Here is a 24,529-nt window from a genome sequence, read left to right as displayed (position 1 = left end):
ACCTTATTGCCGCGTCAGGCGAACCACGCCCTGCCTCAGAAGGTAGAGCGAGACGGCGAGCAGAACGATGTCCTTCATCAGGAAGGGAACGTTGCCCGTCATCGCAGGGAAGCCTCCCGCGGCGACGTCCCAGCCCTCAGGCATGAACGGAATGATCGTGACCGTCGCGATGAAGGTGCCGGTCGAGCCGAGGGCGCCAAGAACGCCGAGCCGATTGTCCCAGAAGCCCGCGAGCAGCAGGCTGCCGATGGTCCACTCCGAGACGCCCAGGAAGTAGCTGGCGCCCGCGTGGCCGAACACCGGATACAGCCACCAGATCAGCGGGCCGTTGCTGATAAACGGGACAAGCCTTTCGAACTCGTACGGAAACCACTTCTGGTAACCGAAGAAGAAGAACATGATCACCATGGAGGCCCGGACGACATGATAGTCGAGATCCTCCGTGAGCAGGCCGGACCTGTGCAGCGCGCGGACGAGCGGGTTTTGCGTGGTGTTGGTAATTGTGGTCATGCGTGATCCTTTCATTCAATGGTGCGATGGGGCACAGTCGCTTCACGCGACTGCAGGGAAGTCGATCTCGGTGTCGTAGATGCGGTTGAACACGTTGGTGAAGGCCGTCGTGGCGAATGCCAGGCTGATCTCCACCAGCTGAGCGTCGCTGTAGCCGGCCGATTTAATGGCGGCGTAATCATCGTCGCTGACGGTGCCGCTGGACTGCGCAAGCTTGCGGACGAACCCGACCAGTGCATCGCGCTTGGCGTCACCGGTGAGCTGGCCCTCGCGAATCTGCTTGAGTACCTCCGGCTTCACGCCGGCAAGCTTGGCGAGATGATTGTGGGCGGCGACGCAGTAGTCGCAGCCGGCGGCAGCGCTAATGACGAGCTTGATGACCTCCTGATCGCGCTTGGTCAGGCTGCCTGCAGCGAGCACGGCGTCAGCGGCGAGGACCGACTTGAGGGCGGCAGGGCCGTGGGCGGCAATGGTCGCGAAGGTGTTCGGCACGCTGCCGATCGCCTTCTTGATCTGGCCATAGATCTGGCCAGACGGGCCGGTGTCAGATTCCAGGTTCGGGACTGAAAGACGAGACATGGCGGCACTCTTTGGTTGGAGTTGGTGAAATTGCAAAGTGAAGGTATGACCGCGTCTTGAGACTTTGAATGTCGCCCAATCTTGATTATATGCTCCACCGTCTCATGTTCGATGCTTTCAGGAGGTCGCCATGGATTGGCTTAGCCGGCTATTCGAAATGATGCCGGTGCGCGGGCGGCTCAACCTGCGCTGCAACTACGGCGCCCCATGGCGCATCGATCAGGGGCCCGGCGAGGCCAACGAAATCCCGTACCACGCCGTGCTCGCCGGCTCCGCGACGCTGGAGGATCCGGCGGGCGGTCGACCGCTGCAGCTGAAGCCCGGTGACATCCTGCTGCTCCCCGGCAATGCCCGTCACGTCATGCACGACGGCAGCGGGGCCGCGCCGCTGCCGTCACGCAACCGCGCGTCCCTCAACTTCACGATCAGCGAAAATCTCGGCTCGGACGAACGGCTCGATCTGTTGTGCGGACACTTCGCCGTCACTCCGCCGCACGATCGCCTGCTGCGCAGCTATCTGCCGCCGCGCCTGGTCGTGCATGCCGGCACTCACGCCGAACAGAGCGAAACGGCCGCGCTGCTCACAGGCCTCGTCTCCCTGATGCGGAGCGAGTCCGCGGACGATCACCTGGGCGGACGCGCGATGCTGAACGCGCTGTCGACCGCGATGTTCACGCTTGTGCTGCGGCTCGCCAGCGAGATGGACGACGCGCCACGGGGGCTCCTCGCCTTGGCCGGCCACACGCGCCTGGCGCCGGCGGTGGCCGCAATGTTCAATGAGCCTGCGCGAGCATGGTCGCTGCCGGAGCTTGCACGTCTGTCCAACATGTCGCGAGCCACGCTCGCCCGCCAATTCCAAGAGAAGCTAGGACGATCGGCCGCCGATCTCCTGACCGACATTCGAATGACGCTCGCAGCGAATGAACTGACGAAATCGACCCTTTCCACCGCCGCTGTGGCGGAGGCAGTGGGCTATCAATCCGAAGCGGCGTTCCAGCGCGCTTTCAAGAGCCACATGGGCGTTACTCCGGCGCAGTGGCGCAAGATGCAGGAGCCGTCCGGCTGGGACGTCTTCGCAAGGCCTGCAGCACTTGCCGAAGCGAAGCCTGCCGAAAGGGATACGATTGACGAGCCTGGGCCAGCGAGAGGCGGCGATGCGTCCTCGCTGGCCTAGAAGATCAAGGCGAGAGACCGGTCAGGCCGCCGCTGTCGCCTTGGCGGGCGGGTAATCCGTATAGCCTAGCCGCGCGTTACCGCCGTGGAAGGTGGCGCGGTCGTAGCGATTGAGCGGCAGGCCCCGACGGATACGCTCGGGCAAATCCGGATTGGAGATGAATTGACGGCCCGAATGCGACGAGGTCGGCGTCCCGGCCGCGACGATGGCCTCCGCCGAATCCGGTGCGAAGCCGCCTGCCGCGATCAAGGTCTGCGAGAACTTCGGCCGCAGATGCTGGGCTGCGATCGGCGCCTGCCCATGCGAGATCTCCTCAGTGCCCTTGATGCGCGGCTCAACGACGTGGAGGTAAACGATGCCCAAGCGATCGAGCTGGGTCGCCACGTAGCCGAAGGTTGCGGGCGTATGCACCGGTCAGCACCCGCGACAGATAATCAGCCTGCGGTCCAGCTCCTGGTCGAGCTGCTGCTGCTGGCGCTCCCATGCCGACACGGCCTCCGATTGGGGGACGTCGGCTTGGCGCGGTTGGCGATGGCCGACCGGAGCAAGCCAGGGCAGGCGCGAGGTCAGCACTATGGACCGGCTTCTTCTTGCAACCGCCGTTTTGGCGTCGGTATGATCTGTAGTCATGCTAATCGGCAGATCAGGGAAGATGCTGACAGAACCGTGCTGGTAGTTCGCATTTGCCGGCGAAAGCAGGCCGACGAAGACGAGAGCTGCAGCGGCCGTGCGGATTGAGCGCTTCAGGATCGAGATGCGGGACATGGCGACACTCCTTGGCAGGAGGCTCCGGATGAGCAACTCCGTTGCGTGTCACCCTACTCATCGACCCAAAGCGTTGAATGCCGTCCGGGATCGAAGATATGCCCGTTCGTCTCATCAGTGGCCCGCAATGTCCGTCGGTCTTCCAGGTCATCCGCGCGAGAATTGGCCATCTGTCCGCGCACCCGGTCGCGACGCCCGTCCGAAGCGCCGGTGTAGGCCGAGTTACCGAACCTGAGGCTGATAGCTTCGACAGGACCGCGGTCTCGCCTTCGGCATGAAGGTGATCGCCTGGAGCCAGAACCTGACCGGAAAGGCCAGGGCCGCCGGCGCCACTCTTGTTGACAAGCTTGTACCAATTCGCCCCGGCCGTTGTGCTCTTGATAATGAAGCTTGAGTGTGCTGCCAATCACCTGATCGGCCGTCACGCCGTAGGCGGCGCTGGCGAACCTTTGCAATATCGGTGGCGAGGGACTGGTCACCGTGCCAAATTGCGCGGCGTGCTGCGCCAGATACGCGACACTCGCGCTCCAAATCTCATTCTTGCTGGGCAGGCAGCCCGCTTGCCACCGGCGCCCCACAACGGCAGAAGCCGGCGCTAACTCCAACTCGCCGCAGTTGGCTCCCCCGATTGCTTGCAAACCTGCGTCGATGCGATGCGGTCGGGGAGCTTTGAACTCCTCTACTACTGCCGTGAATCTGTTATTTGGATCGCCTGTGCGCGCGGCGAGGAGGCGCTCCCACTACCCCTGCTTCGAAATCCTGGCAGGCGTAATAGTCATCGCTTCAACGCGGGGTATCCTTGGACATAAATCCAATCGGAAGCTCGCGCCGGCTGATGGCATGGCAGACAATCAACGTTGTAATCTGTAGACGTAGTCTTTGACGGGTTGGCAGCATCGAACCACGACCAGCCCCAGCCGTCGCCCCACAACTTATTCCCGGCATGGCGGCCACTACTGTCTTTCACCATGACGAACCAGCCTTTCAAGGTGTCGGCATGGCTAACCGTGCCTGTCGTCATTGGTTCGGTGGCAGCCTCGTACACCTCTTTCACAAGCACTGTGCCGTCAGGAAAATGGCCGTCCCTGCTATAGGCAGCGATAGTCCCCGGCGACGCATAGACGAGATGGAGTTCCTTCGAGCCGCTCCCCTGGTCAGCACTTACCGCCCAGCTTCCCAATGACTGATAGGTGGTGCGATAGGCGTCGGGTACACGCAAATTACCGGCCGCGTCTTCGACGGCCTCCGCTTTCTGCCCGTTGCTCGACCGAGCCGTGTCCATCTGTCCATGCGCGGCGATGGCGAGCATTGCCGATAATCCCCCTATGGCAATACCTGCGACGTTGGCTGTCCTCATGAATCTTACGCGCATCGCCATTCTCCCTTCCGTCGCTGGGGAGCGTAGAACCGCGCCAAGTCCCTTCACCACTTTTTCCTTTTCTTACCCCGGATCGGGCGGTATCGGCGCCGACGCTCTTGTCGGGACTCTACTGCTTGGCCCTCTGCCTGTTCCACATGGATGCTTATCAATTGGACTCTTTTTTACGGTGCGACCTGCGTCGGCGCAGGCCGAATAGTTCCGCAGCCGGCCGGAGGTCAGTCATAATCATCCCGCGAGGTAGGAAGGAAATGCGAGTCCATGAGCCGCGTGCTCTCAATCTCTGACCGAGGCAATAGCGGTGGAAACGACTAGCGATAACCACGACACCGTCACCGCGGCGGCCACGCCAAAGTCGCACGCATCGCAACTTCAGAAAAAGTGCGTTCGAAAAGATTCAAGCTCCGAATTTCAGGGATTTGCAGGCTGACCTCGAGAAGCGGACCATTTCAGCGTCCGTCGGCATGTCTCAAAGGTGCCTGCCAGGAACGGAAGTGGATGCTTTCAAAGCACAGATCCCGATACCGCCACGTCGCAGCAAATCATCAGACAGAAGCGCGGCTTGACCGCGACGAAACTTGGTAAAATTTCTGAAATCCCTCATCCGCCCAGCCGCTACTGTGCAAAGCGCACAAGGCGCGGCGTCAAACCGCCCAAGGCACGGACGCCGTCACGTCGGCGGCAGGGTGAACTGAAAAGTCGCGCCCCGTCCCGTGTTGGGGCTCGCCCATATAGAGCCGCCATGCGACGAGATGATTCGACGGCAGATCGACAGGCCCATGCCGGTGCCTTTCGGTTTGGTGGTGAAGAATGCCTCGAAAATCCGCTTGGCTTCATCGATGGAGATCCCGTGGCCCAAGTCGCTCACCGAAATCAGTAATTGACCATCCTCGCTCCTCTTCGATGCAACAGTCAGTTCACCGCCCGTGTCTTGCATCGCCTCGATGCCGTTGAGCATGAGGTTCATCAAAACCTGCTGCAGCTGTACGCGATCTGCTGTCGTCCGAGGAAGCCCCGGGGTAAGCTCGGCGCGGATCGAAATCGAGCTCCGATTGGCCCTATCGCCCAGCAGAACGGTCAGACCTCGAATGATCTCGTTGACGTCGACCAACTCCCGTTCCGGCGCACCTCGCCTGTAGAGTGAGCTAACGCGATCGATGATCGCGGCGGCGCGCATCACAGCCGCGGCCACTGCCGCGGCAGCCTCGCGTGCTTCTGCCACGCCGGGTGGCTCGGAACGGAGCCATCGCGTGCAGGCGTCGGCGTTGATGGCGGCGGCAGCCATCGGCTGCTTGATTTCGTGAGCCAGTGAGGCTGCCAGTTCTCCCATCATGCTCACGCGGTTCATGCGCGCAAGATCCGCCTCGAGTTCGAGCAGTCTTTCGCGCTCTTCTTCAGCGCGCTTGCGCTCGGTGATGTCTATCACCGCCCCCACGAAGACGACGCCCTCCGGATCGCCCTCGGTGGAAGGATGAGCCACGATTCGAACATGCTTGACAGAGCCGTTGTCCATCATCAGGCGATGCTCGGCTGCAAATTCTCTCCGCTCGGTCGCGGCGCGGTCGATGATTTGCCGCAGATGCATCCGATCGTCCGGGTGCGCCCGATCGATCACCAGCTGAACGGTCGGCTTTATCGTCGGCTCGCATTCGAATATCCGATAGGTCTCTTCGGACCAGTAGATTTCCCCGCTGGAAAAGTTCCAGCCGAAGCTCCCGGTGCGGCTCACCCGCTGCGCCTCCGCCAAATACATCTCGCTCCGGCGCAGGGCCTCCTCGGCGTTCTTGCGTTCGGCTCGGTCCCGAGCCTCGCGCAGCGCGCGCTGCACGGAGGGCACGAGCCTCGATAACCGGGTCTTCAGAACATAGTCGGTCGCTCCAATTTTGAGCGCTTCGATCGCTACTTCCTCGCCGAGCGTGCCGGAAACAAAGATGAAAGGCACATCAGGGCGTTCACTCAGCGCAAGCTTCAATGCAGAAAGACCGTCGAACGAAGGGAGCTGGTAATCCGCGAGAATTAGGTCGATTCCACCGCTCTCGAGAGCGCCGAGGAACTCGGCGCGAGTCTGAGCTCGGACTACCTCACAGGCCAAATGGTCGGCTTCAAGGAGCTCGCGAACGAGCTCCGCATCATGTGCGTCGTCCTCCAGCAACAAAATACGGAGAGGAGATTTCACTTCTTCACGCTGCCCGGCGGTGGCTGGTTGATGACCGCCCAGAAGACGCCGAGCTCCTTGACTGCATTGACGAACTCATGAAAATCGACCGGCTTCACGACATACGCGTTCACTCCGAGCGTGTAGCTCCGCAGCTTGTCTTTTTCCTCGTGGGACGATGTCAGCACGACCACGGGTATCAACTTAAGACGCTCGTCGGACCTGATGTGCTGCAAGACCTCCAGGCCATCGATCTTCGGAAGTTTTAGATCGAGCAGCATGACCGCAGGATTTTCGTTGGGGCGATTGTTAAATTCTCCTTCACAATGGAGATAATCCAGCGCCTGTTGTCCGTCGCGTGTGACGACGACCTCGTTGGCAAGTTTATATTCCCCCAGCGCCGTCAGCGTGAGTTCTACATCGCTCGGGTCGTCCTCGACGAGCAAGATGCGTCCCAGTTGGCTCATAGCGTGCTCCCTGCTGCATCTTTTCGTATCGGGAGTGAGAAATAGAAGGTCGCGCCTTGATCGACCACTCCCTCGGCCCGGACCTCCCCGCCATGGCGGTGAATGATGCGCTGAACGCTAGCCAGTCCTATTCCAGTGCCTTCGAACTCTTCCAAATTGTGCAGACGCTGAAACACACCGAACAGCTTATTGACATACCGCATGTCGAAGCCTGCGCCATTGTCCTTCACGAAGAACTCTACTTCACTTTTGCTTCCGCCCACGCAGCCAATCTCGATTGTCGCCGGCTTTCGCATGCGTGTGAATTTGACCGCGTTGGAAACGAGATTGACCACAACCAGCCTCAGCATCGACCGGTCGCCATAGCAGACCGGAAGGGTATTGATTTTCCACACGATGTCCCGCCCCTTCGTCTCCTGCCCGAGCTCTGCGACCACCTCCGTGACGAGTTGCTCCAGGTTCACCGGCGTCTTCTTGGTCTCAGCCCGCCCGATCCTGGAAAACGCCAACAGATCGTCGATCAGGTTGCCCATTCTTTTTGCTGAGTCGACAATCGTTTGTATGTAGCCACGGCTCTTGTCATCGAGCACAGAAGATGCCTGTCTTTGTAGCAACTCCGAGAACCCGACCACATGGCGAAGTGGCGCGCGCAGGTCGTGCGAGACCGAATAGGCAAACGACTCCAACTCTTTGTTGGTTGCTTCGATTTCCGCAGCCCGCTCCCCAAGTGCCTGGTTTAGCCTATTGATTTCAAGTTCCTGGTTGAGCCGTCTAATTTCGTTTTCGCGGTGTATGCGCTCGGTGATGTCGTTGTTTGTCTCCAGGATGGCAACGGGCTGCTCTCGGTCGTCCAGATGTAGCGACCATCGACTGGCGGCAATCACCTCGGTCCCGTCGGACCTTGTGTGGTGCAGCTCACCCTCCCAGCGACCTGTTCGCAGCAATTCCGCGCGAAGCTCGTCCAGCGGCGCTGGGAAAACGGTCCTTAGTAATTCATGCGAGCTCTTCCCGATCGCTTGCTCCGCGCTCCATCCGTATTGCTCCTGCGCCCCCCGATTCCAGTAGGTGATGACGTCGTTCAAATTGCGAACGAAAATCGAGTCATGCGCCTGATCAAGGAGGTTCGCCTGCTCCTGCAATGCCGCCGCGGCTTTTTGGGCCTGCAAGGCGAGAAGGGTCGTCAACAGGATTGTTGCAAGACTGAACAGCGTACTGGCAAACCCTTCGGCTGCGGAGATGCCCGGCGTGAGTATGTCGCTCACCACCGTCAAGCCCACGCACCCGGTTGCGACCAGCATGAGGGCCCGCGCGCGGCAGAAGCGAGCCGCCAGCAGGATGACCACGACGTACATGACCGCGAATGGCACCTCGAGGTCCGTCACCGTGTCAGCAATGAAGACAGCAATCGCGATCACGGCGGTCGCGATCGGAAGTACTATCGAAGCAGCTTTTCCTTGTAGGCGAGATTGCTGCATCAGCTGGATCCCTTCCGGGGTTAGGTCCCAGTGGCCAAGCTTCGCTTCACTGCGGCACGTGCGGTCCTTTCGCGAGGTCGTTCATTGTACCGCTTTTCTGTTGCGGTTGTTCGGCGGGGAACGAGCGCAACTGCCAACGTGACCATGCCCGACTCCTGCGCATTCCGTCGCGGTCCCGGCAAAGGACCACCTTAGCGTCCTCGTTGAATACATCGAAAGCGTTGGCCGACAGATCCATCCGAGGATCCCTTGATCCGGCGGCCGCTCTATCGCCGCCATAAGCTGCGATCGCCATTGCGGGCGGCGCCGATATCGTCGCGGGATGTCGCTCGCGGGCGGATAGCTACGCCTCTCGGTCAGGGCCGGTCAGCCCGGTTGGTCTGCCCGCGCGAACGCTGTAGTCGCCGCGGCCTCGACCGAGGCACTCCCACCGCAATTTTGTGGTTCGATGATGGCATTCGTGTGAAGGCCCCTTACCGGTCCTTCCGGCAAGGCCGTGTCCTCACAAAATCGGGGCCGCGCAAGGTCCGCGCTATTCGTCGAGGGCTTCGGATTCCAGCGGACCGCAGTCTCCACGGCGGCGGCCGTGCTGCAGTTCGGTCATCGTCATGTTTTTTGCACCCATGACCATCGCGACGCGGCCAGCGAATGTATCTGCCGCGAGCGTGTAGATCGCATGCGCTTTGGCGTCCCCGCGCCCCGGACAGACGATATCGTATTCGAGGGTCGCGCCATTCGTCGTGAGATTGGTCGCAGCGCATTTCGCAAACGGGTTGTTCGCACTCAGCACGGGAACGGGTATTCCGCCGCTGTTTTTAGTGGGTAGGCAAATTGTCGCCGTTTGGTCAACGGCCCAGCGCTCGACATGCGGGAGCTCTAGCCGGACCGTGATCTCATACATGCCGCTGCGAGGCGTCAATTGGTCCGCGCGTACTGAATAAACAGGCTGTGCGAGCATCGCGACCAGCGCAACGAATATCGATGTTCGAAACCGCGCCATGATCCACTACTCGCTATTTCGCAACCCTCTCTTCCCCCTTCTTGCTCACGTGCCAAATGTGGATGTGATAATGGGGCTTGTCGAGTCCAGGGTGACCGGAATTGAAGTAGAAGGTTGCGTGGTCGCCCTTTCCAGCGAGGCCCGCAACATCGAACTTCGTGCGGTTCTCAAGGTCCTCGATGGGGATCATGTAGATGGTGCTGCTCAGTCTGCCCCTGCGGTCGAAAGCACGGTATGGTCCGTTCGGGAGCGTGTTGGGCTGAACGTAAAGCGCGCCGATGCCGGGGAAGAAGGGCGGAAAATTCACCAGCGAGCTCACCTTCTTATATCCTATGCGCTCGCTCTTCCTTCTGTCGCTTATGTGCACCGCCACTCGTTTCGGCGGACTGCGCGTGAGCGTTTCCGTTTTGCGTGCTGTCTGCGCGTTCGCCGCAAGAGGCATGGCGAGGATGGCCAGAAAGCCGATGGAACATGCACGCGCCATCATTGTCATGAGCCTTCCCTTGTTGCTCCGGGTCCGTCCTCCAACGGATGTGCGATCGGATGTGCGATCGATCAGCGGTCTCTGATCCCCTCTCGCCAGCGGAGGAAATCCTGAAACAAGCGTTCGCGCTCGCTGGCGGAAGGAACCTTCCCCGACTGATCCAGGTACCGCTCAAACTCCGCCCGCGAGTCGGCAGCGGGTGCCGTCAATCGGCGCTGCTTCAGCCAGCGTTCCGCGGGAGCGAAGCGGTTCCACCCGGGCCACACCGCCGCAACATTGATCTGTTTCCATTTCGGGTGCCGCGCCGGACTCTCGAACTCCGAAATACGCGAAAAGAACGCGTTAACGAACGTCTCCAAGCGTTGGTAGCGCTCGCTTGTCCGAGGCGAGTTGTGAGCAATGAGGACCGAACCAACCGCAAGCGTGGCGATGCTCTCGTCAGTAGCGATCAGGTTCGGGTAATCCTGGTGGATGAAAGTCGCCGGCAGATAGTCCTCTTCCAAGGATGATGCGTGTGGCACCGGAAGGAGATGGAAGCCGTCCTCGCGCCCGTATCGTTCGAGCCAGCGGGCGGGTTTTCCCGTGATGAACACGGTGGCCGCGATGTCGCCGTTCCGCATGCCTTCCGCAGCTGCATTCTGATCAACATTAACTTCTCTCGCTTTCACGCCCAGTCGACTGAGGATGTCCCGCGCCAGGATTTCCATACCGCTATCCTCCTCACCAAGGTTGACGCGTCTTCCAGCGAGGTCGGAAACGGTGCGTATCTCTGGACGAGCAAGGATGTGGAGTTCTTCATGGAAGAGCGGGGCGATGTAGACCAAGCTCTTCGAGATATCACCCAACTCCTTGCTGGCGCGCAGGCGGTCGAGCAAAATCATGGGCGTAATGCCCATATCGGCGCCCGATAGGGTCAGCACATCACGAACGTTCTGAATGCCGCCCTTGCCGACCATCGGCACAATCCGCAATGCCACCTCACCTCTCGGACCGGTCTCCTGTCCGGTCGCGAGAACCGTCGAGATATCTTGAGCGATTGCGAAATCAGTCCCGCTTGGGCGGCCCGTCACGATCCCAACCGTATTTGTGTTAGGGGAGCGCTTGGCTTGTGCCAGTCGAGGCATGGACTGCATTGGATAGGACTGCATTGGATAGGACTGAATTGGATAGGGCTGCATCTGTGGTGCAGCTTCAGGCCCATTCGTTCGCGCGATCGATGGCGCAACCTGATGAAACATGCAGGCCATTAGCAAGCAAACAACCGTCGCCAATCGCATAGGCACAAGCTTGCCATGTGGTCTGCAAACTGTCTCACGATCCTCGGCGATGGCAATGAAGTTGCCTCTCAATCCGATGTTCATCGTAGGCTCCGCCTAGCCCAGTCGCGCCGCATGTGGGACTCTGCCGCACATGGCACTCTTCTGTAGGCCGGCCTGCCCTCGATCAATCCGGCCCGCAGATCGCGCCTTCGCCGATGTTCGTGGCGCCTATTTCGTTGCCTCGATCCGCGCTCGCGCCTGTGTGATTCCTGCACGCGCGTAGAGCTCGCGCCTTTTCACAGTCGCCGGGAATAGCATGCGGGTTCCACAACGAGAGCACACGTGAATCGTAGGTCTCTGCCAGCAGGAACGCAAGCCCGCACACTTCCAGCGGGGTATGTTGGACCATGAGTCGCGTTCCGCTCATTCCCCCCGCTTGAGGAATTACTCCGCTCGTCCAATCAGTCGGCCTGCATCCGGGAGAGAGAGAGAGAGAGAGAGAGAGAGAGAGAGACGGAAGGGCGTTGGCTAGGCAAGAACTCGTTGGGCTTGGATGGCGGGAATGAGGGAGTCCGCTCTCCCTCCAAACCCCACATCGTCGTCGCCTCAAGCCAACTGACGGCGGCGGCCTCTGAGAGAGCTTCAGCGCGGGGAACGATGCGCATCAACAAGGTACGTTCACCGGCCATGCCACGTAAGAGTGGGCCAATACCTCCAAAGGAGTAGTATTCGATAGGCCAAGCCGCCGGTTAGGGTGTCAAACGGATAGAGTGTCAATCGGCGTTCAACATTGTTGGACGCTGATTGGGGGGCAAACGCCACACCGATTCACAATCAAGGTGTGGGCCATCTGGCGGGCCCGCCATAAGACCGGTCTCGTACATGCGCCACGCGATCGAAACCGCACCGAGAGGTGGGAAAGTCGTCATTCTCGAGCATGACGCAAGTGAGACCTATGACGTCGCTCATGGGTCGGCTGAAACGGGTGAATGGGTCGGAGAAAACGGCGACCCGAGCAAGATCGCGCCGACACATTGGCATCCAATGCCGAGCGATAAATATCTCCTGCAAGAGGACGAAGGATCGAGCAACGCCTCTCAGGTCGGGCCGTCCTCGCCGCGTGCGCGGCGGCGATTTGCGGCTTCCTCGATCACGGCGACTGTCATCGTGGCGGCGCTCATCGGCCTGTATTTCGAGCAAGAGATCCAGTGGAAGACCGACTTATTGGCGCTTCAGCAGTACGCAGAGGCCGATCAGGCCAGAGCGCGGGCGCAGGAACCTGCGGAGGTGAAGCAAGCCGCGTCCGCGCCGGAAGCGCGACAATCTTTGGAGAAGGAGCAGCGCGCTCAGATTTTGGCGAATGAGCTGGCCGAGGCTCGGCGCGTTATCGATGGGCTCAATCTGCAGCTGCGGACGGAGGCCGCGAACACCGCGCAATTGCTCGGACAGGAGCGCGAAAAAACGGTCGCCCTCACGCAGGAGTTGATCGCCGCGCGACAAGAACTGACGGCGAACCCGGCGCAAGATCGTCAAGCGCTCGACGAGGAACGCGCTCGCGGTGCCGCGCTGGCGAGCGAACTCGCGATGGCGCGCCGCGAAATCGAGGCAAACGTAGCGCTGCTGAACAAGGCGCGCGACGATGCGGCGCAGTTCAAGCAGACTGCGGAGAAGACGACGGTGGGGCTGCAGCAGGAGCGCGACGGCGCCGAGGCGGCGGCCGCGAACTCCGCGCAATTGCTCGGACAGGAGCGCGAAAAAACGGTCGCCCTCACGCAGGAGTTGACCGCCGCGCGACAAGAACTGACGGCGAGCCCGGCGCAACATCGTCAAGTGCTCGACGAGGAACGCGCGCGCGGTGCCGCGCTGGCGAGCGAACTCGCGATGGCGCGCCGCGAAATCGAGGCAAACGTAGCGCTGCTGAACAAGGCGCGCGACGATGCGGCGCAGTTCAAGCAGACTGCGGAGAAGACGACGGTGGGACTGCAGCAAGAGCGCGACGGGGCCGAGGCGGAGGCCGCGAACTCCGCGCAATTGCTTGGACAGGAGCGCCCGAATGCCACCGCCGCACGACAAGAGCTGACCGCGACCACGGCGCAACATCGTCAAGCGCTCGAGGAGGAACGCGCGCGCCGTGCCGCACTGTGGAGCGAACTCGCGGAGGCGCAGCGCGAGATTGAGACGCAGGCGGCGCTGTTGCGCAAGGCGAGCGACGAAACAAAGCAGCTCGAGCAGGCGACGGAGAGCGCAATGGCGGAACTGCGACAATCTCTGCAGCAAGAGCGCGACGCGGCCGAGGCGGCGGCCGCGAATTCCGCACAATTGCTCGAACAGGAGCGCCAGAATGCCACCGCCGCGCGACAAGAGCTAACCGCAAGCGCGGCGCAACATCGTCAAGCGCTCGACGAGGAAAGCGCGCGCGGTGCCGCGCTGGCGAGCGAACTCGCGATGGCGCGCCGCGAAATCGAGGCAAACGTAGCGCTGCTGAACAAGGCGCGCGACGATGCGGCGCAGGTCAAGCAGACTGCGGAGAAGACGACGGTGGGACCGCAGCAGGAGCGCGACGGGGCCGATGCGCTGTCGCAAAAACTGGCAATGGCGCCTGAATCGGCGCAGCCCGCGATCGATACGCGCGCGACGCTTAAGCACGCTGCGAATAGCCAGGTCGCCGATGTGACGCAAGCTGTGGAGGAACCCGCTCCGAAGCAGCCGGCGTCGCAAGGTCCGGATCTGGCCAAGTTGATGGCGCGCGCCAGCGCACTGCTCGATCAGGGAAATATCAGCGCGGCGCGGCTCGTGCTTGAGCGCGCTGCCGAGACGGGTAGCGCCCTAGCAAGCTTCACGCTTGCGGAGACCTATGATCCCGCCATTCTCTCCACATCGGGGACATACGGAACGCGCGGCGATGCGACGAAGGCGCGCGAACTCTATGCGAAGGCTCATGCCCGCGGAATTCAGAAGGCGAAGGATCGCTTGGACGCGTTGGATCAGTGAGCCCTGCAGGATCTCGTTGTCATTCGACGCTCATTTCCCGGGCGTCCACGGCTGGTAGTCGCCGGTGGCCTTGGGGCGGCGGCCGCTTGCCAGCGTCGAGCCGGACGGCCGGTAGGCCGCCGGCGTTCCCGTCATGTTGGGGACGTGCGGCTTTTCCCACGCGTGCGGCGTGTAGCTCTCTTCCGTCGGCGGGACGTCGACGGTGTGGTGCAGCCAGCCGTGCCATGACGGCGGCACGCGCGTGGCCTCGGCATAGCCGTTATAGATCACCCAGCGCCGCTCGAAACCGAGCGATGGATCGATCTTGCCGCCGCGGGTCCGAAAGTAGCGGTTACCCTGCTCGTCCTCGCCCACCGGTTCGCCAAACCGCCAGGTCCACAATTGCGTGCCGAAGGTCTGGCCGTTCCACCACGTGAAAAACTTGAGCAGAAACTGTTTCATAAGGTCTGGCCGGTTCGAGAGCGCTTGCGGTTCTGATGCCATTGGCAGGCCGAATTGTCCAGTAATGTCCGCTCGCTTTGCCCCGATCGGGCGAAGCGCGCGAGCCGAGGGTTTTGGCGACTGGTTGTCGCGAAATCGGCGCAATCCGTTCATTCCGCATACAGTTCCAAGCCGGCAGTCTCGCCGCGCGCACAATGGGTGCGAGGCTCGGGAACGTCCGTCCTCTGAAAGGGTTGGATCATGACCCGCACATGGAGCCGATAATGATCAGTCTGAAGATTTTGAGTACCGCTGCTGCAGTGGCCCTGGTTTTGCCGACGCTGGCCTCGACCAGTTTCGCCCAGGGTTCCAATCGCGCCAGGGCCGGCGTCGCTGCGCCGGGCGGCGGAGGTGGCGCTCCGGCCGTACGAATGGGCGGTGGCGGCGGCGCTGGGGCGGGTGGTTTTCGCGCAGCTGCGCCGCAATTGGGTGGCGGCGCCGCTGCGGCGGTAGCTGCTCCGCAACTAGGTGGCGGCGGAGTTGCGGCTAGCAATCGTTTCCGCACAGCGGCTCCGCAATTCGGCGGCGGCGCTGCCGCGGCAGCTACGCCGCAAATAGGTCGCGCCGCGGGCGCTCCGGTGACGCGTTATAGCGGCGGCGGAAGCTGGCGTGGTGGCTACGGCGACGGCTGGCGCGGTCGCTACGCCGGCTATCGTTACCACCGCGGTGGCGGCGGCTTTATTCCGGGCGCGGTCGCCGGGGCTGTGATCGGCGGCGCGCTCGCCTCGCCGGGCTACGGCTATTATGGTGGATCGGACTATTACGCGCCGAGTTACTACGACGACCAGTATTACGACGATGGCGGCTACTACGATGATGGCGCCGTCGCGGCCGTCGCGGCTCCGATCGGCGACGATACAGTTGCCTACTGCACGCAGAAATTCAAATCCTACGATCCCGCGTCGGGAACGTATCTCGGCTATGACGGTTTGCGGCATCCCTGCCCGTAACCAACATCGCACGGTGCAATCTCGAAGGACGGCGCATTCCCCCTGCGCCGTCCTTCTCGTTTATGAACGCGTGGTCGTTTATGAACGCGTCGCCAGCGCGACGCCGGCGAGCGTAAAGATCAGCGCTGCGATCTGGCCGACGCCGAGCGGCTCGTGCAGCGCCACCGCGGACGCGGCGACGCCGATCACCGGCACCGCCATGGTGCCGATCGCCGCGACGGAAGCCGGCAGACGCGCAAGTGCTGCGAACCAGCTTACATAGGCGACGCAGAACTGGATCACCGTCGCATAGACGAGCAGGATCCAGCCGAGATTGGATAATGCCGCCACGTCGGCCTTTTCGACCAGCAGACCGACCATCGCCACCGGCAGGCAGCCGATTCCGATCTGCCAGGCCGCGGCGGAGAGCGGCGGCAAGTCGAGCGGCAGCTTCTTCGCCAACACGGTGCCGAGCGCAAAGCCGAGGGCGCCGCCGAGCGCCATGATGATTCCCGGCATCTTCGCCGCGCTCGCGGCAAATCCATTGCCGCCCATGATCGCCGCCAGACCCGCGAACGCCATGACAAGCGAGATGACGCGCAACAGATTCGGCCGCTCGCCGAGAATGGGCCACGCCAGAATCGAGGCCCAGATCGGCATGGTGTAGGCGATCAGCGCGGCCTCGCTGGCCGGCAGCCAAAGCAACGCCAATCCCATCAGGGCCATCCAGCAGGTGACGTTGAGGAAGGCGGCCAGCACCAGCCGCGGCCACAATTCGCGGGGAACGCGCAGGCTCTGGCCGCTGAAAATGGCCAGCAGCGCCAGCAGGCTCGCCCCGATCACGCCGGTCGAGCCGCGCATGATCAGCGGCGGCAGTTCGCTCAGGAGATATTTGGTGACCGGCCAGTTGAAGCCCCAGCCGACCGAGGTGATGGCGAGGAACATGAGGCCTGCGGGCGTGATGTGAGCACGCGCGGTCGCCGATTTTGAGTCTGCCATGGGGATAACGACCGGTAAGAATCGGTGGCACCTTGCCGGTTATCGGGGCCGGAGACCATCGGCGGGCGGGCATGCCAGCCCGCAGTTCCGCAGCGTCAGGTGAGTCTCGCGAGAGCAACCCTTCCCGGACAAAAAATACTTGCCCTGTGAACAGCGGGCGAAGCGCAAATTCACCCCGCTCGAACAATTTTTTTCTCTTGGGAATCCCTGAGGACTCACTGATACTTGGCATGACAGGGCGCGCGAGGGACCCCCTGTTTTTCTCCCTTTTCCACCATATTTAGTATTTGATTCAGGAACTCGTACTAGTCCTTGACGGGCGCAACGGAGTTGTCCTAGCTTTGGTCCTGTTCGGCGCGAGTGTGTTTGGGTCCCGCCGGTCGCTCCCAGAAGGGCTCCATAATAACCACTCCGGCCGCCGGTCGAGGCAGCAGGTGTTGGGCTTGTCTGCCCTGAATTCTGGGGATCTTCGGGCGCTAAAACGAGCCAAAAACGGCTCAAGTAACGAGTTGGGGCGTTGAAAGCACGGGCCGGAAATCAACCGGCATCGTGCCGCGACAAGATCGATGCTCGCATCGATTTTTCGCAGAGAGAAACAGGCCGGTCCACCGGCTGAGCGTGCGAACGTTTCGGGCCGCAGTTGCAAGACTGTGACTCAAGGGTTCGCTCAAGGAAAACCACCCGGCGCCGCGGTAGAGCGAGCCGGTCAAGAAGGACGGGGCACGACCATGCGAATCGAACGACGCAACACCACTGAAGGCCAGTCACCCTACGCAGGAATTGATTTCAGATTGACGACATCTGAGATCCGCAATCCCGACGGCTCGGTGGTATTTCGTCTCGAAAACGTCGAGGTGCCGGAGTTCTGGTCGCAGGTCGCCTCCGACGTGCTGGCTCAGAAGTATTTCCGCAAAGCCGGCGTCGCCGCGCGGCTGAAGAAGGTCGAGGAAGAGACCGTGCCGTCATGGCTGTGGCGCTCGGTGCCGGACACCGAGGCGCTGGCCGCCCTGCCCGAGTCCGAGCGCTATGTCAGCGAACTCTCCGCCAAGCAGGTGTTCGACCGCCTCGCCGGCTGCTGGACCTATTGGGGCTGGAAGGGCGGCTACTTCTCGTCGGAAGAAGACGCGCGCGCGTTCTCCGACGAGCTGCGCTACATGCTGGCGAAGCAGATGGTGGCGCCGAATTCGCCGCAGTGGTTCAACACCGGCCTGCACTGGGCCTATGGCGTCGATGGCCCCGGCCAGGGCCACTATTACGTGGACTGGAAGACCGGCAAACTTACAAAATCGAAATCGGCTTACGAGCATCCGCAGCCGCACGCCTGCTTCATCCAGGGCATCGCCGACGACCTCGTCAACGAGGGCGGCATCATGGACCTCTGGGTGCGTGAAGCCCGCCTGTTCAAATACGGCTCCGGCACGGGATCGAACTTCTCGCGGCTGCGCGGCGAAGGCGAAAAGCTTTCCGGCGGCGGCCGCTCCTCGGGCCTGATGAGCTTCCTCAAGATCGGCGATCGTGCCGCCGGCGCGATCAAGTCCGGCGGCACCACGCGCCGCGCCGCCAAGATGGTGGTGGTCGATGCCGACCATCCCGACATCGAGACCTATATCGACTGGAAGGTGAAGGAGGAGCAGAAGGTCGCCGCTCTCGTGACCGGCTCGAAGCTCAACCAGCGGCACCTCAAGGCGGTGCTGAAAGCCTGCGTCAATTGCGAAGGCTCCGGCGACGACTGTTTCGATCCCGAGAAGAACCCGGCGTTGCGCCGCGAGATCAAGCTGGCGCGCCGCGCCATGGTCACCGACGGCATGATCAAGCGCGTCATCCAGTTCGCCAGGCAAGGCTACAAGGAGATCGATTTTCCGATTCTTGACACCGACTGGGATTCGGAAGCCTACCTCACGGTCTCCGGCCAGAACTCCAACAATTCGGTATCGCTGAAGGACGATTTTCTGCGCGCGGTGGAAACCGACGGCGACTGGAACCTGATCGGCCGCACCAACAAGAAGATCGTCAAGACTCTTAAAGCGCGCGACCTCTGGGAGAAAATCGGCCACGCCGCCTGGGCCTCCGCCGATCCCGGCCTGCACTTCAACACCACCATGAACGACTGGCACACCTGCAAGGCGTCCGGCGAGATCCGCGCGTCCAATCCGTGCTCGGAATACATGTTCCTGGACGACACCGCCTGCAATCTGGCCTCGGCCAATCTGATCACCTTCTACAACACCACGACGAAAACCTTTGACGTGGATTCCTACGAGCATCTGTGCCGGCTCTGGACCGTGGTGCTCGAAATCTCCGTGATGATGGCGCAGTTTCCGTCGAAAGCGATCGCGGAACTGTCCTACGAATTCCGCACGCTGGGGCTCGGCTTCGCCAATATCGGCGGTCTGTTGATGACCATGGGCCTGCCCTACGACTCCAGGGAAGGCCGCGCGCTGTGCGGCGCGCTCTCCGCCATCATGACCGGCATCAGCTACGCGACGTCTGCCGAGATGGCCAAGGAGTTGGGCCCCTTCCCCGGCTACAAGAAGAATGCCGCGCACATGCTGCGGGTGATCCGCAACCACCGCCGCGCCGCGCATGGCGAAAGCAGAGGCTATGAGGCGCTGGCCGTCAGTCCGGTGCCGCTCGATCATGCCTCCTGCAAGCAGCAGGATATCATCGTCCACGCCAAGGCCGCCTGGGACAAGGCGCTCGAACTCGGCGAACTCCATGGCTACCGCAACGCGCAGACCACGGTAGTGGCGCCGACCGGCACCATCGGTCTGGTGATGGATTGCGACACCACCGGCATCGAGCCTGATTTCGCGCTGGTGAAATTCAAGAAGCTCGCCGGCGGCGGCTACTGGAAGATCATCAACCGCGCGGTTCCCGAGGCGCTGCGCGCGCTCGGCTACCGCGAGAGCGACATCGCGGAGATTGAGGCCTATGCCGTCGGCCACGGCTCGCTCTCCAACGCGCCGGCCATCAACGTTTCTACCTTGAGTGCCAAGGGCTTCACCGATGAAGCTCTCGCAAAAGTGGAAGCCGCGCTGCCGACCGCGTTCGACATCAAATTCGCCTTCAACAAATGGACCTTCGGCGAAGACTTTTTGCGCGATACCCTGAAGATCGAACCGGAAACCATCGCGGCGCCGAACTTCGACCTGCTCGCCGCGATCGGATTCTCAAAGCGCGAGATCGAGGCCGCCAACGTGCACATCTGCGGCGCGATGACGGTGGAAGGCGCGCCGCATCTGAAGGCCGAGCATTACAGCGTGTTCGATTGCGCCAATCCCTGCGGCAAGATCGGCAAGCGCTATCTCTCCGTGGAAAGCCACATCCGCATGATGGCGGCGGCGCAGCCGTTCATTTCGGGTGCGATCTCCAAGACCATCAACATGCCGAACGACGCCACGGTGGAGGATTGCAAGGAGGCCTATTTGCTCTCCTGGAAGCTCGCCTTGAAGGCCAACGCGCTCTACCGCGACGGCTCGAAGCTGTCGCAGCCGCTGAACTCGCAGTTGATCAGCGACGACGAGGAGGAAGACGACGCGATCGACACCTTCTACGACAAGCCGATGGCCGCGCGTACCGCGCAGGTCTCCGAAAAGATCGTCGAAAAACTGGTCGAGCGCATCATCGTGATGCGCGAGCGCGAGAAGATGCCGGACCGCCGCAAGGGTTACACCCAGAAGGCCGTGGTCGGCGGGCACAAGGTTTACCTGCGCACCGGGGAATATGACGACGGCCGGATCGGCGAGATATTCATCGACATGCACAAGGAAGGCGCGGCGCTGCGCTCCTTCATCAACAATTTCGCCATCGCGGTGTCGCTCGGCCTGCAATACGGCGTGCCGCTGGAGGAATATGTCGACGCCTTCACCTTCACCCGCTTCGAGCCCGCAGGGCCCGTGCAGGGCAACGACTCCATCAAATACGCGACCTCGATCCTGGACTATGTGTTCCGCGAACTCGCGGTCAGCTACATGAGCCGCTTCGATCTCGCCCATGTCGATCCCTCTGAGTCCAACTTCGACGCCATGGGCAAGGGCGTCGAGGAAGGCAAACAGCCGGACGCGCCGAGCAACAAGTATCTGTCGAAAGGCCTGACCCGCTCGCGCACCGACAATCTCGTCGTCATGCGCGGCGTCAGCACCGGCGAGACCGACGCCCGCGCCTCCGGCAACGTCACCTCGATGTCCCAGCACGGCGCAACCGCCCGCAACAGCGACGCCGTCGAAGGCTCGGTCGCGCTGAAGCAGGAAGCCCAGCACGACCTCTCGCCGACCGAAAAGCTGGAGGCCATGCAGTGGAGCAAGGCCGGCGCCGCGGCCGCCGCCGCACCGTCGAAAGCCGAACGCCGCGCCGAAGCCAAGGCCAAGGGCTACGAAGGCGAGATGTGCGGCGAATGCGGGAATTTCACGCTGGTGCGGAATGGCACGTGCATGAAGTGCGATACGTGTGGAAGCACGACGGGGTGCAGCTAAGCTATTGGTAATCGTCATGCCCGGGCTTGACCCGGGCATCCAAGACTAAAGAGGGCGGCAGAGAGGCCGCCTTTTTTGCTGACAGCATGCACACCGAGGGTAAAATGGTTGTCCATAGGACGCGGCACAACTAATTCGACCAACGAGATTTTGGATGCCCGAAATAGTCAATCTCAATTCTGAAAATGAGCCAGCGGCACAATTTTTGGAACCCTACCTTCAATCCGGAAATCTGAATTTCCTGATCGGATCAGGAGCTTCAGCTCCCGCAATCAAAACTGCAGGAAATATCGAAGCTGACATCAACGCCTTGTTGGCCGCAAACAATGATGCTGAAGCCAATAAGAAGAGCCTCGAGTTCATTACGGCAATTAGCGCCGTAAATTCCAGACTCTCAACTACCTGGGGCCCCGCTCCTCCTCCAGCTATTGTGAAAGTTAGAAGGAGCTATATTAATTTCCTATCGTCTATCGACAAAATTCTCTTTGCGCGAAAAAATATTCTTCTCCCAAGGCAAGCCAACATTTTTACTACCAACTACGACATGTTTCTTGAGTATGCGGCGAGCCGAATTCCCGGACTGGTGTTGAACGATGGCTTCGACAGATCGTCTGTAATCGGACTCCCAACCTTTGCGCCAGAGCGCTATTTCGACCGAACCTATCGATCTGGCACGTTCTACAGCCATCAAATAGAGATTCCGACCATAAATCTCATCAAACTCCATGGCTCTCTGTCATGGCGCAAGCGCTCGGACCGCTTGGTACTAGAAACCGAGCCTGTTCCTCCGCTTTCATCGACAGATACGGTGGACCCAGCAAAAGTAGATGCCTTCCTAAAGGAACACTTTCTCATTCTGCCAAATCTACGAAAATTCCATGCCACCCTTCTAGAACGCGTCTATTACGATCTTCTCAGATTATTCTCACGCGCGTTCGACCAGCAGAACGTCGCTCTGTTTTCTTTTGGATTCTCGTTCGCAGACGAGCATATTCTAGACCTAATCCGCCATATTGCACAATCCGGGTCGGCGCAATACGCGGAGTTTATCCTCGGGCCACGCGAAGCGCGGACCCGTTGGCTCGCGATGACGATCTCACAGGTCGGAACGGCTCAGGCCTGATGCTTGATTCTATCTGAGGCGGAAATCGCAATCAGTTCAGTGGCGCGCGGCCTTTTGCGCGTCCACTGGGACGGCGGGTTGGACGATTTTCTGCAAGGCATGGAAAATGAAAAATAGTGCAAGAGCCAAAAGGGCTACACTTGGCCAGAAGTAGAGGGCGTGCGCTTCATAGTAGCGGCCAGGCACATATGGGAACTCGCCTCCCAGTAGAAAGGTGCCGATTATGAAAAATGGAAACGTGTAGATTGCAATCCAAATATTGGCAAGGCCATCAGGGTTCGTTCTATAAAAAGCCAGCCAGATAACCATTGCTCCCGCGATATAGAGGGCGGGCACGATAAATTTCATCAGCCTAAACAGTCTAGACAAGGATACTTTCATGTTGTTGCCCAACTTAGATTCATTCGCCATCATTGGCTAGCGGGATGTCGGAGGCCAAGGGCTCAGAGATGGCCGTGGCCGATCCGACCGAAGGAAGAGCCATGGCCGAGTCCCATCAAGCCATGGCTCTCCGCGAGCAGGCACACCATCACCCTCATGCGCCGCTCTGCCACCGGCATGACGGCGCGCACCCTACTCCCGTCGATGGTGAACTGCCGACGGCATTTTTAGTGCCCGATGTCGGACAGGTCGGGATATTGCCGCGGCTGTGACCTCAGATACTGGTCGGGCACGTCGCGCCGGTTGGAGAGCGGCGAGAGGAACTGGTGCAGCAGATAGCCGTGGGCGGCGTGGAGCTGGACGCATGGCGCGCTGTCTGTTTTACAGGGGGCTGCTCGACCAATCACTGCACTACGTAAGGCTCGCAGTAGAGGAAGCGGAAAAATCTGGCCATCCGGGAGCGGTTGTGCCGGATCCTGATCGTGATTGTCCCTGAGCGGCTCGGCACCCGGGCGACAGACCGCCATTCAGCCGTGATACGCAAACAGCTCGATTGGGTCATTGAAGCCGCGCACCGGATATTCGCCGACGCGTTCGAGATCGAAATCGCTTTCGACGAAGTCGGCGAACGCGCGGGACAGCAGCACCGTTCTCCCCAATTGTTTGGTGAGGGTTTCGAGACGCGAAGCCATGTTGACCGCAGGACCGATGACGGTGAAGTCGAGCCGGGTGCGCGAGCCGATATTGCCGTACATGACGTCTCCGACGTGGACGCCGATGCCGTAATTCAGCGGCGCACGACCGGTTTCGCCGTTCCTTTCGTTCAGGGCAGTCATGGCCTGACGGGCTTCGGTCACGGCATGCAGCAGTTTTGCGCAGGCCGACGGCTGGCTGAGCGGAAAAATGGCGAGCAGACCGTCGCCGATGAATTTCAGTATTTCCCCGCCATGTCGCGCGATCGGCTCCGACATCGCGTCAAAATAGCCGTTCAGAAGATCAATGACGTCATCGCGCGGCCAGTTGTCGGAGATCCGGGTGAAATCACGCAGATCGCAGATCATGATGGCGGCGCGTACCGTCGTCCCGCTTCCGCGCCTGGTGGCGCCGGCCAGAATGAGTTCGCCGGCGTGCGATCCGACATAGGTTTCGAGCAGCGTTCGCGCCAGCCGGTTCTTGACACGGATTTCACTGACCAGCGCCAGAACCGGCAACAGCTTCAACAGGCCGGCGATATGCGCGTCGTCGAAACCTCCGGGCCGGTCGGTTGCAAAGGTCACGATATGCCGCTTGCCGAGCGTATGGTACAGCGGCCACGCGACATAGTCGGTCAGGCCTTTCGCCCGCATCTCGTCATAGACGGCGTGCTTGCGGCCAAGCGAGGGATCGCGTTCGAGATTCTCGCGCACCTCGGTGGCGCCGTCATGGATTTCGTTGGCGGGACTATCGATATATTCGGATCGCTCCCTGACATCGTAGTCAACTCTCGCAAGCTCGGCCTCGCGCATCCCGTCGGTCCACATGATCCGGGCGCCAAGCCACTGCGGATGGTAGATCAGGATATGAAGCGACGCCCGCTTGACGGGAATGCCCGCTTGCTGGAGCCGGACACACAGCTCAGCGAAAATATTGTCAATGAAGCGCTGATCGCGCGTGTCGTTTGTCAGCCAGCGCACAACGTCGCTGTAAGAATGCGCGGAGACGGGATCGATGTTTGGCGACGCGTCCATAACTTGCTCCTGAGCAGTGACCTGGGTCGACGGTACAGGATATGTCGTGTCCCCGCTCGACGGCGTCAACGGAGTCCGCTGCAATCTTCCTGCGCGCATCGGGCTGTCGGAGGGTTGCCGCGTGTCCGGAACGGAGGACGCAGCGGTAGCGCTGCGCCCTCCCGTTCAACCCATGACTCGC

The 24,529-nt window shown here is 61.1% G+C and carries 21 protein-coding genes and 1 pseudogene; 6 read left to right on the top strand and 16 right to left on the bottom strand.

The window, feature by feature from the left end; all coding sequences use genetic code 11:
- Positions 1 to 3: 3 nt before the first annotated feature.
- Positions 4 to 510, bottom strand: coding sequence for a YkgB family protein (locus tag N554_RS0124560; protein ID WP_029585917.1), 507 nt, complete (start codon positions 508 to 510; stop codon positions 4 to 6).
- Between the two features lie 42 nt (positions 511 to 552).
- Positions 553 to 1,089, bottom strand: coding sequence for a carboxymuconolactone decarboxylase family protein (locus N554_RS0124555; RefSeq protein ID WP_029585916.1), 537 nt, complete (start codon positions 1,087 to 1,089; stop codon positions 553 to 555).
- Positions 1,090 to 1,219: 130 nt separating this feature from the next.
- On the opposite strand from N554_RS0124555, the gene N554_RS0124550 reads away from it, so the two are divergent.
- Entirely contained in the window at positions 1,220 to 2,263 is a 1,044-nt protein-coding gene (locus tag N554_RS0124550) for an AraC family transcriptional regulator (protein ID WP_051677683.1), read from the top strand.
- 21 nt (positions 2,264 to 2,284) lie between these two features.
- Here the strand turns inward: N554_RS0124550 and N554_RS0124545 are convergent, their stop codons facing one another.
- The 10 genes and pseudogenes from N554_RS0124545 to N554_RS36370 form a co-directional block, all read right to left on the bottom strand.
- Positions 2,285 to 2,674 carry an oxidoreductase gene (locus N554_RS0124545; protein ID WP_029585914.1) on the bottom strand — a complete coding sequence of 130 codons (390 nt, stop codon included), beginning with the start codon at positions 2,672 to 2,674 and terminating at the stop codon, positions 2,285 to 2,287.
- Positions 2,675 to 2,677: 3 nt separating this feature from the next.
- Positions 2,678 to 3,028 (bottom strand): hypothetical protein, encoded by a 351-nt coding sequence (locus N554_RS42245; protein WP_051677682.1) that lies wholly within the window; start codon positions 3,026 to 3,028, stop codon positions 2,678 to 2,680.
- Positions 3,029 to 3,803: 775 nt separating this feature from the next.
- The gene (locus tag N554_RS0124535) at positions 3,804 to 4,406 is read right to left on the bottom strand and encodes a cytochrome P460 family protein (protein WP_245283696.1); all 603 of its coding nucleotides are present in this window, start codon (positions 4,404 to 4,406) and stop codon (positions 3,804 to 3,806) included.
- Positions 4,407 to 5,076: 670 nt separating this feature from the next.
- Positions 5,077 to 6,234, bottom strand: coding sequence for a sensor histidine kinase (locus N554_RS0124530; RefSeq protein ID WP_156042082.1), 1,158 nt, complete (start codon positions 6,232 to 6,234; stop codon positions 5,077 to 5,079).
- Positions 6,235 to 6,264: 30 nt separating this feature from the next.
- Positions 6,265 to 6,582, bottom strand: a pseudogene (locus N554_RS43135) (response regulator); the annotation flags it as partial.
- Positions 6,579 to 7,028 (bottom strand): response regulator, encoded by a 450-nt coding sequence (locus tag N554_RS0124525; protein ID WP_029585910.1) that lies wholly within the window; start codon positions 7,026 to 7,028, stop codon positions 6,579 to 6,581. The pseudogene N554_RS43135 and the gene N554_RS0124525, both read right to left, overlap by 4 nt.
- Positions 7,025 to 8,503, bottom strand: coding sequence for a sensor histidine kinase (locus N554_RS0124520; protein ID WP_051677680.1), 1,479 nt, complete (start codon positions 8,501 to 8,503; stop codon positions 7,025 to 7,027). The genes N554_RS0124525 and N554_RS0124520 overlap by 4 nt, the downstream gene beginning before the upstream one ends.
- A 532-nt stretch (positions 8,504 to 9,035) precedes the next feature.
- Positions 9,036 to 9,503, bottom strand: coding sequence for a DUF3617 domain-containing protein (locus tag N554_RS0124510; RefSeq protein ID WP_029585907.1), 468 nt, complete (start codon positions 9,501 to 9,503; stop codon positions 9,036 to 9,038).
- A gap of 13 nt (positions 9,504 to 9,516) precedes the next feature.
- A complete protein-coding gene (locus tag N554_RS0124505) occupies positions 9,517 to 9,996 on the bottom strand; it encodes a hypothetical protein (protein WP_156042081.1) in 480 nt (159 codons plus the stop codon).
- A 62-nt stretch (positions 9,997 to 10,058) separates the two neighbouring features.
- Positions 10,059 to 11,348, bottom strand: coding sequence for a TAXI family TRAP transporter solute-binding subunit (locus tag N554_RS36370; protein ID WP_081851393.1), 1,290 nt, complete (start codon positions 11,346 to 11,348; stop codon positions 10,059 to 10,061).
- Positions 11,349 to 12,128: 780 nt separating this feature from the next.
- Here N554_RS36370 and N554_RS0124490 point away from each other — a divergent pair.
- Positions 12,129 to 14,237: a coiled-coil domain-containing protein gene (locus N554_RS0124490; protein WP_029585903.1), complete on the top strand. Its 2,109-nt coding sequence runs from the start codon at positions 12,129 to 12,131 to the stop codon at positions 14,235 to 14,237.
- A gap of 30 nt (positions 14,238 to 14,267) precedes the next feature.
- Here the strand turns inward: N554_RS0124490 and N554_RS0124485 are convergent, their stop codons facing one another.
- Positions 14,268 to 14,678, bottom strand: a complete 411-nt coding sequence (locus N554_RS0124485; protein WP_029585902.1) for an NADH:ubiquinone oxidoreductase subunit NDUFA12 — start codon at positions 14,676 to 14,678, stop codon at positions 14,268 to 14,270.
- 263 nt (positions 14,679 to 14,941) lie between these two features.
- Here N554_RS0124485 and N554_RS0124480 point away from each other — a divergent pair, with 263 nt between their 5' ends.
- On the top strand, positions 14,942 to 15,667 hold the full coding sequence (locus tag N554_RS0124480; protein ID WP_029585901.1) for a BA14K family protein: 726 nt from the start codon (positions 14,942 to 14,944) through the stop codon (positions 15,665 to 15,667).
- 78 nt (positions 15,668 to 15,745) lie between these two features.
- Here the strand turns inward: N554_RS0124480 and N554_RS0124475 are convergent, their stop codons facing one another.
- Complete coding sequence (locus N554_RS0124475) at positions 15,746 to 16,645, bottom strand: DMT family transporter (RefSeq protein ID WP_029585900.1); 900 nt, start codon at positions 16,643 to 16,645, stop codon at positions 15,746 to 15,748.
- A gap of 728 nt (positions 16,646 to 17,373) precedes the next feature.
- On the opposite strand from N554_RS0124475, the gene N554_RS0124470 reads away from it, so the two are divergent.
- On the top strand, positions 17,374 to 21,117 hold the full coding sequence (locus N554_RS0124470; protein WP_029585899.1) for a vitamin B12-dependent ribonucleotide reductase: 3,744 nt from the start codon (positions 17,374 to 17,376) through the stop codon (positions 21,115 to 21,117).
- A 154-nt stretch (positions 21,118 to 21,271) separates the two neighbouring features.
- On the top strand, positions 21,272 to 22,240 hold the full coding sequence (locus tag N554_RS0124465) for an SIR2 family protein (RefSeq protein WP_051677677.1): 969 nt from the start codon (positions 21,272 to 21,274) through the stop codon (positions 22,238 to 22,240).
- A gap of 36 nt (positions 22,241 to 22,276) precedes the next feature.
- Here the strand turns inward: N554_RS0124465 and N554_RS0124460 are convergent, their stop codons facing one another.
- Positions 22,277 to 22,576 (bottom strand): hypothetical protein, encoded by a 300-nt coding sequence (locus N554_RS0124460; protein ID WP_156042080.1) that lies wholly within the window; start codon positions 22,574 to 22,576, stop codon positions 22,277 to 22,279.
- Positions 22,577 to 22,722: 146 nt separating this feature from the next.
- Between N554_RS0124460 and N554_RS41135 the strand changes: the two genes are divergently transcribed.
- A complete protein-coding gene (locus tag N554_RS41135; protein ID WP_197033726.1) occupies positions 22,723 to 22,893 on the top strand; it encodes a hypothetical protein in 171 nt (56 codons plus the stop codon).
- A 255-nt stretch (positions 22,894 to 23,148) separates the two neighbouring features.
- Here the strand turns inward: N554_RS41135 and N554_RS0124450 are convergent, their stop codons facing one another.
- On the bottom strand, positions 23,149 to 24,348 hold the full coding sequence (locus tag N554_RS0124450) for an adenylate/guanylate cyclase domain-containing protein (RefSeq protein WP_029585895.1): 1,200 nt from the start codon (positions 24,346 to 24,348) through the stop codon (positions 23,149 to 23,151).
- Between the last annotated feature and the right edge of the window lie 181 nt (positions 24,349 to 24,529).

Origin of the sequence: Bradyrhizobium sp. URHD0069 (assembly GCF_000701345.1) — a bacterium.
Lineage (GTDB): Bacteria > Pseudomonadota > Alphaproteobacteria > Rhizobiales > Xanthobacteraceae > Bradyrhizobium.
Note: the sequence above shows the minus strand (reverse complement) of the source record. Positions and strands in the feature narration are given on the sequence as shown.

Excerpts from the sequence above, each read along its gene's own strand:
- N554_RS0124560 (WP_029585917.1), bottom strand. The coding sequence starts at position 510 with ATGACCACAATTACCAACACCACGCAAAACCCGCTCGTCCGCGCGCTG.
- N554_RS0124555 (WP_029585916.1), bottom strand. The coding sequence starts at position 1,089 with ATGTCTCGTCTTTCAGTCCCGAACCTGGAATCTGACACCGGCCCGTCT.
- N554_RS0124550 (WP_051677683.1), top strand. The coding sequence starts at position 1,220 with ATGGATTGGCTTAGCCGGCTATTCGAAATGATGCCGGTGCGCGGGCGG.
- N554_RS42245 (WP_051677682.1), bottom strand. The coding sequence starts at position 3,028 with ATGTCCCGCATCTCGATCCTGAAGCGCTCAATCCGCACGGCCGCTGCA.
- N554_RS0124535 (WP_245283696.1), bottom strand. The coding sequence starts at position 4,406 with ATGGCGATGCGCGTAAGATTCATGAGGACAGCCAACGTCGCAGGTATT.
- N554_RS0124525 (WP_029585910.1), bottom strand. The coding sequence starts at position 7,028 with ATGAGCCAACTGGGACGCATCTTGCTCGTCGAGGACGACCCGAGCGAT.
- N554_RS0124520 (WP_051677680.1), bottom strand. The coding sequence starts at position 8,503 with ATGCAGCAATCTCGCCTACAAGGAAAAGCTGCTTCGATAGTACTTCCG.
- N554_RS0124510 (WP_029585907.1), bottom strand. The coding sequence starts at position 9,503 with ATGGCGCGGTTTCGAACATCGATATTCGTTGCGCTGGTCGCGATGCTC.
- N554_RS0124505 (WP_156042081.1), bottom strand. The coding sequence starts at position 9,996 with ATGACAATGATGGCGCGTGCATGTTCCATCGGCTTTCTGGCCATCCTC.
- N554_RS36370 (WP_081851393.1), bottom strand. The coding sequence starts at position 11,348 with ATGAACATCGGATTGAGAGGCAACTTCATTGCCATCGCCGAGGATCGT.
- N554_RS0124490 (WP_029585903.1), top strand. The coding sequence starts at position 12,129 with ATGCGCCACGCGATCGAAACCGCACCGAGAGGTGGGAAAGTCGTCATT.
- N554_RS0124485 (WP_029585902.1), bottom strand. The coding sequence starts at position 14,678 with ATGAAACAGTTTCTGCTCAAGTTTTTCACGTGGTGGAACGGCCAGACC.
- N554_RS0124480 (WP_029585901.1), top strand. The coding sequence starts at position 14,942 with ATGATCAGTCTGAAGATTTTGAGTACCGCTGCTGCAGTGGCCCTGGTT.
- N554_RS0124475 (WP_029585900.1), bottom strand. The coding sequence starts at position 16,645 with ATGGCAGACTCAAAATCGGCGACCGCGCGTGCTCACATCACGCCCGCA.
- N554_RS0124470 (WP_029585899.1), top strand. The coding sequence starts at position 17,374 with ATGCGAATCGAACGACGCAACACCACTGAAGGCCAGTCACCCTACGCA.
- N554_RS0124465 (WP_051677677.1), top strand. The coding sequence starts at position 21,272 with ATGCCCGAAATAGTCAATCTCAATTCTGAAAATGAGCCAGCGGCACAA.
- N554_RS41135 (WP_197033726.1), top strand. The coding sequence starts at position 22,723 with ATGGCCGAGTCCCATCAAGCCATGGCTCTCCGCGAGCAGGCACACCAT.
- N554_RS0124450 (WP_029585895.1), bottom strand. The coding sequence starts at position 24,348 with ATGGACGCGTCGCCAAACATCGATCCCGTCTCCGCGCATTCTTACAGC.